Annotated in this window: 11 protein-coding genes; 1 reads left to right on the plus strand and 10 read right to left on the minus strand. The window is 28.1% G+C overall.

What is annotated here, in order from left to right:
• Positions 1–244: 244 nt before the first annotated feature.
• Entirely contained in the window at positions 245–1,948 is a 1,704-nt protein-coding gene (locus tag ACWPW7_RS01420) for a methyl-accepting chemotaxis protein (RefSeq protein WP_454052093.1), read from the plus strand.
• Positions 1,949–2,254: 306 nt separating this feature from the next.
• Here ACWPW7_RS01420 and ACWPW7_RS01425 read toward each other — a convergent pair whose 3' ends face one another.
• The 10 genes from ACWPW7_RS01425 to ACWPW7_RS01470 all read right to left on the minus strand — a co-directional run bounded on the left by ACWPW7_RS01425 (position 2,255) and on the right by ACWPW7_RS01470 (position 12,821).
• On the minus strand, positions 2,255–3,862 hold the full coding sequence (locus ACWPW7_RS01425; protein WP_454052094.1) for a CTP synthase: 1,608 nt from the start codon (positions 3,860–3,862) through the stop codon (positions 2,255–2,257).
• A 395-nt stretch (positions 3,863–4,257) separates the two neighbouring features.
• Positions 4,258–4,434 (minus strand): hypothetical protein, encoded by a 177-nt coding sequence (locus tag ACWPW7_RS01430; protein WP_454052095.1) that lies wholly within the window; start codon positions 4,432–4,434, stop codon positions 4,258–4,260.
• A 22-nt stretch (positions 4,435–4,456) separates the two neighbouring features.
• Positions 4,457–4,867 carry a DUF1934 domain-containing protein gene (locus ACWPW7_RS01435; RefSeq protein WP_454052096.1) on the minus strand — a complete coding sequence of 137 codons (411 nt, stop codon included), beginning with the start codon at positions 4,865–4,867 and terminating at the stop codon, positions 4,457–4,459.
• A gap of 12 nt (positions 4,868–4,879) precedes the next feature.
• A complete protein-coding gene (locus tag ACWPW7_RS01440) occupies positions 4,880–5,863 on the minus strand; it encodes a tRNA 4-thiouridine(8) synthase ThiI (protein ID WP_454052097.1) in 984 nt (327 codons plus the stop codon).
• Positions 5,864–6,339: 476 nt separating this feature from the next.
• On the minus strand, positions 6,340–7,371 hold the full coding sequence (locus ACWPW7_RS01445) for a D-alanine--D-alanine ligase family protein (protein ID WP_454052098.1): 1,032 nt from the start codon (positions 7,369–7,371) through the stop codon (positions 6,340–6,342).
• A gap of 379 nt (positions 7,372–7,750) precedes the next feature.
• Positions 7,751–8,425 (minus strand): stage II sporulation protein R, encoded by a 675-nt coding sequence (gene spoIIR, locus ACWPW7_RS01450; protein ID WP_291563324.1) that lies wholly within the window; start codon positions 8,423–8,425, stop codon positions 7,751–7,753.
• A 308-nt stretch (positions 8,426–8,733) separates the two neighbouring features.
• Entirely contained in the window at positions 8,734–10,011 is a 1,278-nt protein-coding gene (locus ACWPW7_RS01455; RefSeq protein WP_454052099.1) for a Ger(x)C family spore germination protein, read from the minus strand.
• Entirely contained in the window at positions 10,001–11,104 is a 1,104-nt protein-coding gene (locus ACWPW7_RS01460; protein ID WP_454052100.1) for a GerAB/ArcD/ProY family transporter, read from the minus strand. Before ACWPW7_RS01460 ends, ACWPW7_RS01455 begins: the two co-directional genes overlap by 11 nt.
• Before the next feature lie 24 nt (positions 11,105–11,128).
• Positions 11,129–12,592 (minus strand): spore germination protein, encoded by a 1,464-nt coding sequence (locus ACWPW7_RS01465; protein ID WP_454052101.1) that lies wholly within the window; start codon positions 12,590–12,592, stop codon positions 11,129–11,131.
• A gap of 31 nt (positions 12,593–12,623) precedes the next feature.
• On the minus strand, positions 12,624–12,821 hold the full coding sequence (locus ACWPW7_RS01470) for a CLC_0170 family protein (RefSeq protein ID WP_291563315.1): 198 nt from the start codon (positions 12,819–12,821) through the stop codon (positions 12,624–12,626).
• Positions 12,822–12,863: the final 42 nt, after the last annotated feature.

Below are 12,863 nucleotides of genomic sequence, written 5' to 3' on the forward strand. Positions count from 1 at the left end.
ACAGTGCCTTATTATACATATACCATATATCTTTTGCAATATTTTTTCAAATGTTTTATTTGTTTTTTCTATTTTTATATTTTAAGTTTAATAATTTATCCTATTTTAATTATACTCTTTTTGTATTCAAAATAAATTTATCTTAAAAATATATTGCACTTCATTACATAATATGAATAAAATGTAATTGTATTGTATACATTTGTTGGAACTATTTCTATTTAAGAGGGGGAAATAAAATAAAATGAAATTTAAAAAATTAAAGAATATCAAGATTGCTACACTTACCATAATACTAGTAATTTTATCTAGTATGTCTACTCTAATTTTAGGTGGAGATGGTACTCTAAGTATTAAAAAAATGAATGATAATTCTGTTAAATTATCTTCAAAGTCTATTACATCACTTTCTACTGTAACAAATATAAGGGCTAACTTTATAAATCTTAGACTTTATGTATTGAGAAATATAAATTCTTATAATGTTGATTTAGAAAATGCTCTAAATTCTCAAAAAAGTGATTTAGAAGATGAAATTAAAGATTACTTAAGTATAAATATGGATTCTACTGAAATGACTCTCTTTAGTTCATATAGAGATTTATTTAATGATTACTGGAATAGCTGGTTAGAAATTAGAAAAGATTTAAAGCAAGGAAAACCCATATCAAATAATAGAATAAATGATTTAAGTAAAATAGGAGATGATTTAGAAAACATATTAAATAAACTTAGACTTCACTTACTAGATAATGCTAATAATATAATTAATGAAAATAGTGAAGTGTATAAAAATACTATGATGAACTTTCTTATAATTCTATCAATAGTTATATTTATTAATATTCTAGCTTCTATATTGATAGTTTCAAGACTTAGAAAATCCTCTAAGGAAATGGTTGAACTTTTAGATGTATTTTCAAAGGGAGATTTATCTATAAAAATTAATGAGTCTAGAAATGACGAATTTGGAATGATGAAATCTTCATTAAAGTCAACTAAAGATAATATATGTGAGATGATTACTGTAATAAAAGATAAAGCTGAATATATAACTGACGCCTCTGAGGTGTTATCAAATATTTCTAAGCAGCTTTCATCTGCTTCTGATGGAGTGAGTGCTACTATTCAAGATGTATCAAAAGGAACTCTTTCGCAGGCAGAGGATTTATTATATATCACTACCTTAATGAATAATTTAAATGATGATCTTAATAATATGATAGAATCTATAAAGGAAGTAGAACTTAATAGTTCAAATATTTATATTAAAGCAACTGAGAGTAATAAGGATATGGAGAATCTTAATTTATCCATGAAGAATACCTCTGAATCCTTCTCTAAGCTAACAAACATAATGTCAACAGCAGAAACATACCTATCACAAATATCTTCAATTACAGATTTAATTAATAGCATTTCAGAGCAAACAAATTTATTAGCCTTAAATGCTGCAATAGAATCTGCTAGAGCAGGAGAAGCAGGAAGAGGCTTTTCCGTAGTTTCTGATGAAATTAGAAAACTCGCTGAACAATCTAAAACCTCATCTCAAAAAATCAGCAAGCTTATAGAAAATATTTCTATTGAGTCAAATAAAATGTTAAAAACTGCTGATGATATGAAAAATGAAATAGAGAACCAAAAATCAAATATAGATATAGCCATTGAATCTTTTAAAGAAATTACAAAATCCGTTGAAGAAATGAGTCCTAGAATTGTGGCTGTTAATAATAATACTATTAATATTATAGATAAAAAGGCTTCTATATTAGATAAAATCCATTCAAGTTCTGCTATTGCTCAACAAGTTTCTGCTTTTTCACAGGAAATAGTAGCTTCATCTGAAGAAACATCAGCTTCCTCCCAAGAAGTGGCATGCACTTCCCAAAATTTAACTTTTAAGGTTAGAGAAGTTCTAGATGAAGTAAATAAATTTAAGTTAAAATAAATATATTATCTCTTTTAAAAAGATATATACGGAGTCTGAAACTATATATCTTTTTTATTATGAGAAACTTAATTTAATTCACGATGCACAATGCAAAATTCACAATTGTGGATATTTCTCAGCAGAAGCTGAGAAATTTAAAATTGATTCTGTTTGAAGTGACACAGTCACTTTTATTAAAAAATCTATTTAAAGAAATTAATTTGCAAAATTAATTTCAACCATAATTGTCAATTGTCCATTTTCAATTCTCCATTGTTTTAAGTTCTCCTTATAAAATAGAAAATGGAAAACTTTTCATTTACCTTATTTTTCTTTTCCTTTAAGAGAAGCTCTTATAAAATTGCTAAACAATGGGTGAGGTCTATTTGGTCTTGATTTTAATTCTGGATGAAACTGTGAAGCTACAAACCATGGATGGTCTTTTATCTCAACTATTTCTACTAATCTTTTCTCAGGGCTTGTTCCACTTAATATTAACCCAGACTCTATTAATTGCTTTCTAAATTGATTATTAAACTCATATCTATGTCTATGTCTTTCGTATATCACTTCATTATTGTAGGCTTCATAAGCTTTTGTATTTTTCTCTAATCTACAAGCATACAAACCAAGTCTCATGGTCCCACCTTTTTCATCTACTTCTTTTTGATCTGACATTAAATCTATTACTGGATGAGGTGTTTCTGGCATAAGCTCTGCACTATTAGCACCTTTAAGCCCTAATACATTTCTAGCATACTCTATAACAACACATTGCATTCCTAAACATATACCAAGAAAAGGCACTTTGTTTTCTCTTGCATATTTTATTGATTCTATCTTACCCTCTACCCCTCTATCACCAAAGCCACCAGGTATTAATATTCCATCTACATCTTTCAAGTGCTCTTCTACATTAGTACTTGTAACTTCAGCCGCATTTACCCATTTAATTTCTATTTTAGCATCATTATTCAATCCACCGTGATTTAACGCTTCAACAACTGATATGTAAGCATCGTGCAATTCTACATACTTACCTACTAAAGCAATTTTAACATTTCTTTTCAAATTCTTAAGTTTATCAACCATGCCAATCCATTCACTATTATCTATAGAATTTGAATTTAACCCCAGTTTTTCACATACTAATGTATCCAATCCTTCGCTATGTAACATTAATGGAACTTCATATAAATTTTCAGCATCTAAGTTTTGTATTACCGAAGAACCTTGTATATTGCAAAATAATCCTATTTTATCTTTTAAATCATTAGAAATTTCTTTTTCAGAACGACAAACAATTATATCTGGTTGAATCCCTATTGATCTTAATTCTTTAACTGAGTGTTGAGTTGGCTTTGTTTTAAGTTCACCTGCTTTTCCTAAGTACGGAACTAAGGTAACATGTATAAAGCATACATTTTCTCTTCCAACTTCATATTTTATTTGTCTTATAGCTTCTAAAAATGGTAATGATTCTATATCTCCAACAGTGCCACCAATTTCAGTTATAACTACATCAACATCTTTTTCTTTTGCGACTCTATATACTCTATCTTTTAGTTCATTTGTTATATGAGGAATTACTTGAACAGTGCCACCTAAATAATCTCCTCGTCTTTCTTTAGAAATTACTGACCAATACACTCTTCCTGAGGTTACGTTATTATTTTTACTTAAGTTTTCATCTATAAATCTTTCATAATGCCCTAAATCCAAGTCTGTTTCTGCACCATCATCAGTTACAAAAACTTCTCCATGTTGATATGGACTCATTGTACCTGGATCAACATTTAAATAAGGATCGAATTTTTGTATAGAAACTTTTAAACCTCTGTTTTTCAATAATCTTCCTAAAGAAGCTGCTGTAATTCCTTTTCCTAAAGAAGAAACAACTCCACCTGTAACAAATACATATTTCGTGTTCATAATAACTCCTCCTCACTAATTTTACCTATACATTAATTTACCAATATTTTATAATGCAAAAACAAAAATTCTAAAAATAACAATAATTTTTCTATTAAAACATGTTGACAAATTAAAATAGTTTGATTATAATAGAAATTACCCTATCGTATAATGGGATATTTGTATTTAAAAAACAAGTACTATACTATCATAATTTTTTGCTTTATGCTAGTGTTTTTTTGTTTTTTATTTTTATATATTCTCTTTTGGGTTAATACACAAATACAAACAACAATAAAAGGTGACTTATGTCACCTTTTTTATGTGTAATTTATATTAAGTTACAATACTAAAGATTTAAATTCCTGCAACGTAAAAAAGTAATCCTAATTAAAATTAGAATTACCTTTTATCTACATTAAAGTTATTAATACATGAGCCGACTTTCTTTCTGTGTCCAGAAGCATTACACTATCTTTGCCTATATCTTGCTTTATATAAAATTTAAAATTACTTAAATTAGATCTTAAATATCTAAAATATTCTTGTTGTTCATTGTCTAATTCATTAAACTTATTAATTTTTCTCATTATATTGTGTGTAAAATTCTTCTTATAAATTCTTAATATTTATATCTAATGTTGTATATAGAATTTCTTGTCCTTGGACTACCATCTCATATTCTATATGTATGTCACCGCCATCATTATTAACATCAATCTTTAAAGCTTTAGTTCTAAGTTTTAAAGATAATCCTCCATGAGGAGTACTATACAAAATATCTTCTTGATGATTTTTTTCAAAATTCATATTAGTAGTTATACTACCCTCTCTTATAAGAGAAAATTTTTCTTTTTCTATTTTTAAGATAGTAGTAGTACCTTCCATACCTGAAACTTCTGTTTCTTCATATTTTGCATGGAATACTCCTTCTTCTTCATAAAATACTCCTGGTGTTACTACCTTAATTTCTTCTTCATCATTTTGTTTACTATTTAAAGTTATTATAGCATTATCAACCATATATCTTCCTCACTAATTAATTATATATTTTTCAAGTTCACTATCATTTACTGTTTTTACTTCTATTATATTACTTGAAGGCTTGCCATACTTCCCATATTTAACAGTAACAGACTCTTCATCTTTTCCTTTACTATAACGTGCTGTTACTTTTGCTGCTAATTCTATATCGGCTTCTGTAGGATCACCAATTATAACAACCATTGATCCTTTAAAATCTGCTGCTAAAAATATAGTATCATTTTTAGCTAAAAGGTCTTTTATAATTTCTGCTTCCTCAGCCGTTCTTGTAGATATAATCTTAGAGTTAGTACCTATCCTAAAATGTCTTCCTATTTTTAATAGTTCTAATTCCCTATCAGATGCATCTCCTTGACTTTCTAATATGTCCTTTAACCTTCTGGAATAGTTAGGTTCTGTAAGCTTGCAACCTCCTGCTGGCGATGGATACTCAACTATATTCCACTGCTTAGCAAGTTCCATTTGAACTTTTCTATTTCTCCCTTGAATATCTAAAAGATTTTCTCTGTTTACTAATTCCTTTTCTTCCATCTCTGTAGGCGGAAGATTTTTAGCACACAGTGGTCTTAATATTTTAGTACCTATTCCACTTTCATTTTTAACCTTATCTAGAGCACTTCTATTTTGAGACATAGGTCTTTGATTTAAAACCTCACCTGTTATTATAAAATCTGCATTGAACTTTTCTAATAGTTCTCCACAGTATCTCATCATCATTGCATGACAATCTATACACGGATTCATGTTTTTTCCATATCCATGCTTAGGTTTTTTTACCATTTTGAAATGTTCTTCACTAAAATCTATTACTTCAAGTGGTATATCAATTTGTTTAACCATCTTTTTAGCATTTTCTTCATTAAAAAAATGTGATTTAAAACAAATGCCGATAACTTCCACTCCTTGATCCTTTATTAGCTTTGCAGCTAATATACTATCTAAGCCACCTGAAACCATCGCTAAAGCCTTTGTCATGTTCTTTCCCCCATTTAGTTCAATTTATACTTTGTCATACCTCAGTTCACAACTTAATTCAATTCACAATTACCAACATTCAACAAATTAGCTAATACTTTAATTGTATTACTTATCTCCATTATTCTAGTTAAGTAAACAGATTTTGCTCCGAACTATACTGTACCTCAGGGGAACCCTTATACAATTGAGAATTGACTATTGAGAATAAAAAATTATTGATACTTTTCCTTTATGGAAGAAGTTTTCAATTAATTTATTTTTAAAGTGACATAGTCACTTTTATTAAAAATCTATTTAAAGAAATTAATTTCAACCATAATTGTCAATTATCCATTCTTAATTCTCCATTGATTAAACTGTTGCCCAGAGGTAGAAACTAGCAATTGTATTGCTAGTTTAAAATCAGTTGAAGAAATTAGTTTGATTAAAACTAATTTCAACTTTAATTGTCAATTGTCCATTAATTAAATATATTATCTATTATTTCTTTCCATTGCAAGCTCTATTAATTCACTAATTAAATCACTATAAGATAATCCTGTTGCTTGCCACATTTTAGGGTACATACTTATGTGAGTAAAGCCAGGAATTGTATTTACTTCATTTAAATATACTTCTTCAGTATCTTTATCTACTAAAAAATCTACTCTTGCCATTCCTGCACAATCTAGAGATTTATATATTTTTACTGACTGCTCTCTTATAAAATCTAACTTTTTTTCATCAAGTGCTGCAGGTATCAATAATTTTGAAGCTGCATTTTGATACTTTGCTTCATAATCATAGAATTCTTTAGCAGGTATGATTTCTCCTGGTATCGATGCTTTAGGATCGTCATTACCTAAAACCGCAACCTCTATCTCTCTAGCATTTAATCCTTCTTCTATTAATATCTTTCTATCATGTTTTAACGCTTCTTCTAATCCAGCTTCAAGCTCTTCGCTGTTATGAGCCTTAGTTATCCCTACGGACGATCCACTATTCGAAGGTTTAACAAATACAGGATATCCTAATTTTTCTTCTATTTTTTTTATATATTCATCTTTTGATGTTTTATAATCATAATTAGTTATAACTACATAATCAGCTTGCTTTATTCCAGCATGCTCTAATATATACTTTGTATATATCTTATCCATACAAAGAGCTGAACTCATTACCCCTGGTCCAACACAAGGTATATTAAGTAATTTACATAACCCTTGAACTGTTCCGTCTTCACCAAATTGACCATGAAGAACAGGGAACACTACTTCTACTTCTTTATTAAAAACAACTTTTTCTCCATTAGGGCTTTTATGAAACTCATCCTTTTCCCAATCTCCACTTTCAATATTATCTATTTTTCCTGAGTATTCAAACCATTTGCCATCTTTATTAATCCCTATTGGGTATATATCATATTTACTTTGATCTATATGTCTTAATACAGAAGAGGCAGATACTCTTGAAACTTCATGTTCTGTTGATTGTCCACCAAATAATACTGCTACTTTTCTCTTCATTTAACATCTCTCCTAAATTGAAATTCATATTATTATAATATTCTCTTGTTTTAATTTGGAATCTCTATCATAATTACCGCTACAATATAGTTTATTTATTTTCACTAACTTTATCAAGGAAAATTATTAAAATTATAATTAACAATTAATACTTTTTAACTGAACTACATTATAAATTTACATATAATAACACTATTAAACAAGATTGTTAAATAGTGTTATTATATAAATTAAAAATTACGAATGAAAGGCACAGCAGCATAATAACTAATTATTTTCTCAAATATGTGTAGCTTGCAATGTAAAAGAAAATAAGCCTAACTTTTTAGAAGATTAGGCTTATTTCCTATTTGTATTATTTATATTAAATTTGGGGAGTTTACTTAAACACACTTTCAAATATCTCAAAAACTTTAGATTTAATTACTATATTATTATCATTTGAGTTATCTATTAGATCTACACCTTGGTTGCCATTAACCAAATTATTTACTTTATTATACTCTTTTTCATTTAGAACCTCTTTCATTTGCTTTTCAGTTTCCTCATAAGCAATTGAACCCTTAGTAACATCTACAAAACAAAGCGGGGGAAACATTACACACCACCAATTTTGACCTTCTCCGCTGCCTATAATTATTCTATAAGCCTCATACTTTCCTTGTGGTAAAGTTATGTTTCCATAAGTTTTAATAGGAAAATATTCTTTTGATAATGTGCTTTCCACGTCATAATTATATCCATTCTCATTTATTACTTCTTTTGCTATGTTTAATATATTTTCATTTTCTATGTCTAATATTTCCCTTGACTCTTCAATAGATTTTGAATTATTTAATTTTGGTGATATATATTGTAAAACTCTATCTCTAATCTGAAGTTTTAACGCTTGGTCACTTTCATTATCACTATTTGCTATTACATGAAATCTTATAAGTTTATTAGAAATATCATCTATAGATACATCCGTTGCTTTAACAGAATTTGATTTATAAGCTGAAAATATTGTAATAATTATTGTTAAAGTTAATAAAATTGACATCATTCTTTTCATATTTAAATCCCCCTAATTGCTTTTTTATTGTTATATTACAATTATTTCCAGTTATATTTTTTCTATACAACCTTTTTTATTTTTTTAAAACTTTATAGCTATTTGTCTAAATAAACATCTGCAAGGTAGTACTTTTAAAATTGTTATATATGTAAAAATAATTAATATTACTTAATATCATAACTGAAACTATTGATAATTATTCTAGAGGCGAACAGTGTCCCCCCCTAGAATAATTCTTTTAAAGAAATTAATTTGAAAAATTAATTTCTACTATAATTGTAAATTTTGCATTGTGAATTTTGAATTTAATCCACTACCCCTACATTCATTATCTTATTATTTACATCTACAGTTATCTCAGCATTTTCATATAAGATATTCCATTTATCTTTTATTTCTGCCCATAATTTAGGTTTATATCTCTTAATATACTCTCTAATTTCTAGCGAATCAGCTTTTATATCTGTTTGGAGATTTTTTGCTACCTTCTCTAATTCCTTTTTCATCGACACATTTAAATTTTCTTGAATCTCCTTAATATCTTTCTCATTTAAAAGTTTAGCCCCTTTATAATATCCCTTAATAGCCCCTTCATTTGTTATTTTGTAATTTACAAATAATTTCCCCTCTTTATAATCAACCTTAACTTTACTTACATTTTCATCTATATAATAATCAATTGGACGTCCATCTCTATACACAACTTTCTTCCCTGATCCTAACTTGCCTCTAATTATCTGAATATCTTGAGTTTCAACATCATTGACATATCCAATTATGCTAAAATCTCTAATTATGGCCATTCCTGAAAGTGATAAATCTTGTTTTGCTTTTAGCTCTTCTTTTTCATTTGTACTTTTCTTTTTCTTTTCTTGCATCATATCTGCTTTTTCTTTCTCTTTTTCTTTTTTCTTTCTTTCTTCTTCTGGTTCTTTTTCTTCTTCTAATACAATATAAGGCAGCATACTATCTTGCTTTTTTACATCCTCTAAATAATTATGTAAAGTAACAGGAATAATTGCTCCATATCTACTATTATTACTCATAATACCTGAGATATAAGACTCTAAATTTTCTTCCATTGTAGGTTTGTAAGAAACATAATTTTTAGCCACATCTTTTACAATTACTATCATCATTGATCTATTTAAAATAGCATCTCTTTCCACATAATCAAATACTTCTCTTAATACTTCTGGATAACTAAATAGCCTATCACTTATAACTAATAATTTCGTATGTCCAAAATGTAATGCCCTACTGCTTTGAGCAATAGCTTTAAAATAAGTATCCGTCATAGAGTACCCACTGGTAGTTATAGCTATCTCCTCTGCAGTTCCTTTTTGCGGGTTCAGATTTCTTATATCAGGAAACCCATAAGTAACTTCAATAATCGATAATGGCTTTTCTGAAAAAGCTTCTTCTGATCCTATATGCTTTAGCTCTTTTACTCTATTAATATCTGCTCCTATATCTACTGCAATAGTTGATACAAAAGCTCTTCTATCTATTTCAACGTTATCCCAACAACCTGTTAAAAGTAAGCACATTATAAAAATTATGAAAAATTTTTTAACTCTCATTTTTTATGCTCCTTTTCTTTTTAAGTAAACTTATCAAATAAGATATAATAATAACCACAATTATAGATATTATAAAAATCATTTTAGACATACTAATATCTCCACTATGCGTTTCTATCATGCTCTCAGGATATAATGCAGCTATATAAATAACAGGTATAAATAATATTGATGAAATTCTTATATGTTCTAAATTTAAGACTTTCTTTACTATATAAGAAGAAAAATAATATGTATTGCAAAAAGTAGTAAAATAAAACAATACCCATAATGCCATAACCAATCCATCCCAACGCTCCAATATTCCGCTCCTTGTATTTATGGATTTAAGCATAGTTATTGTTGGAAATATTCGCTCTGCTGTTTGTTCAACAGATAAAGTAGAAATTACAAATATAAAAGTTACAGCATAAAATAATGCTATAAAAATACTACTACTTCTAAATATTTTAGTTATACTTTCTTTTTTTTTAACATGTGGAAGCAGTACAAACACTATGCAAAAACCATTGATTAAAAAAAGTATATCTAAAACTCCCTTTACATATGATATAGGCTTTTCCCTTAGCATTGGAAGTAACATAGTGAAATTTGCGTTTGGAATATTAAGTAGTAATATAAAAATAGTTGGAATAAACATAATCCAAAATGTAATTTCATTAAAATTTACTATATTCATAAGTCCGCCTCTTACCAAATAAACTCCTATGAAAATCATAATTACAATTATAAATTCCCTTGGCGTTTTCTGAAGTAAGTACATGTTTATAACATCAGCAAAAATTCTAAGTGAAATAGATAATATATAGATCATTACAATTGCATAAGCTAGGGATATTATGTTTCCTAATATTCTTCCATAAGTATTATTTAAGATTGTTACAATATCTCTATAATCATTAAGTTTCATAAGATGGTTAATAATATAAAGAAGTAAAAATAATACTACTCCCATAATTAAAGCTGAAATCCAACCATCACGCCCTACAATCTTAGCAAGAGAAGATGGCCCATAAAATACCCCTATACCTATCATTGAAACTACTAGACTGGTAAACAATCCATGTTCTCTTATAAAATCATTATTCTTCATTTTCACTCCTCCAACCTTAGTAATTTATTTTTGCCTTATTTTATCTTGAGGCTTCATAAATTCTGGTCTTTGTTTAAATTTTATAAAAGGAAGTCTAACATATAAGTCTTTCATATCCCTAGTAACAAGATTTACTGATGGTGATAAATAAGGTATTCCAAAACTTTCTATTCTTGTTAAGTGTATTAAAAAGAATATTATTCCAACCATAATTCCATACAAACCTAATATGGCAGACAATATAACAAATAATACTCTAAAACAGGCAAAAGCATTAGTTAAAGAATAGTTTGGTATTAAAAATGTAGTAATAGCTGTTATTCCTACAACTATAACCATTATAGGGCTTATAAGCCCTGCGCTTACCGCAGATTGGCCCATTATTAATCCTCCAACTATCCCTATTGTAGAGCCTACAGGTTTAGGTAGCTTTATAATGGCTTCAATCAAAAGAGCTAAACTTAACTCCATAAATATTACTTCAATATAAGATGGGAAAGGAACGCCCTCTCTGGAAGCCGCTATAGCATAGGCAAGCTTAGTGGGTATTATAGAAGTATGAAAAGATGTAACCGCCACATACATTGCTGGCATAATTAATGAAATTATTATAGCAATTAATCTTATAATTCTAACACCGGATCCGTTAAGCCATCTATTATAATAGTCATCAGGAGATTGTAAAAATGTAGCTAGTACTGCTGGAACTATTAATGCAAAAGGAGAACCATCTACTATTAAGGCAATTCTCCCTTCATATAGAGCCGCCGCTACTACATCTGGCCTTTCAGTACTTTGCACCTGTGGGAATGGAGTAAAACTATTATCTTCAACATATTGTTCTATATAACCACTATCTAAAATAGCATCAAGATTTATTTTATCTAATCTTTTCTTTAATTTTTCTAATACATCTCTATTTACTATGTCATCTATATACATTATTACAACGTCTGTTTTTGATCTTGTACCAATTTGAGAAGATTCAATTTTAAATCTTGTGTCTCTTATTCTTCTTCTGACTAATGCAGTATTAAATCTTAAAGTTTCAGTGAAACCTTCCCTTGAACCTCTAATCGCCGTTTCACCTGAAGGCTCTCCTATGCCTCTATTAGGCCACGCTCTATTTGCTATAGAATAGCAAACATTCAAACCATCTATAAATAAAATGGTTTCTCCAGCTAAAACTATATTTATTCCATCACTAAGTTTGTCAATTTCTTTCATATCAGAAATAGTAATCAATTTATCTTTTATTTCACTTGGAGATTGAATTTTTATATCTCCAGTCATAAGTGGCATCATGAGATATTCATTAAGAAGATTTTTTTCTGACATTCCATCTATATAAACAATAGCAGCTTTGTATTTATCATCTATATCAAATTCCCTATAAACAACATCGGTTGCATTTTTGAATAATTTTTTAACATACTCAATATTTTCTTTTGCACTAGTATATATGGTATCGTTTATAACTTCTTTCATGCTTTACCCTTCCTCTCACTATTTTTTAAATTTATAACTTATAAAACATTCTTATTAAGTATACTGATACCGCAAAAATCATAAGACCAAACCCTACATATTTTGCCTCCTTATAAGCTTTCATCTCATTATTATTTTTAAAATAAGCTGTATCAATAAATGCTACAATGCCACCATTTAAAATACATAAAATCAATATATATATATCGAAATTTTCTAATATCTTCATAAAATACCCTCACTTTTGCATTTTTATGTAATCCTATTGTCT

Source organism: Clostridium sp. Marseille-Q7071 (assembly GCF_965112025.1).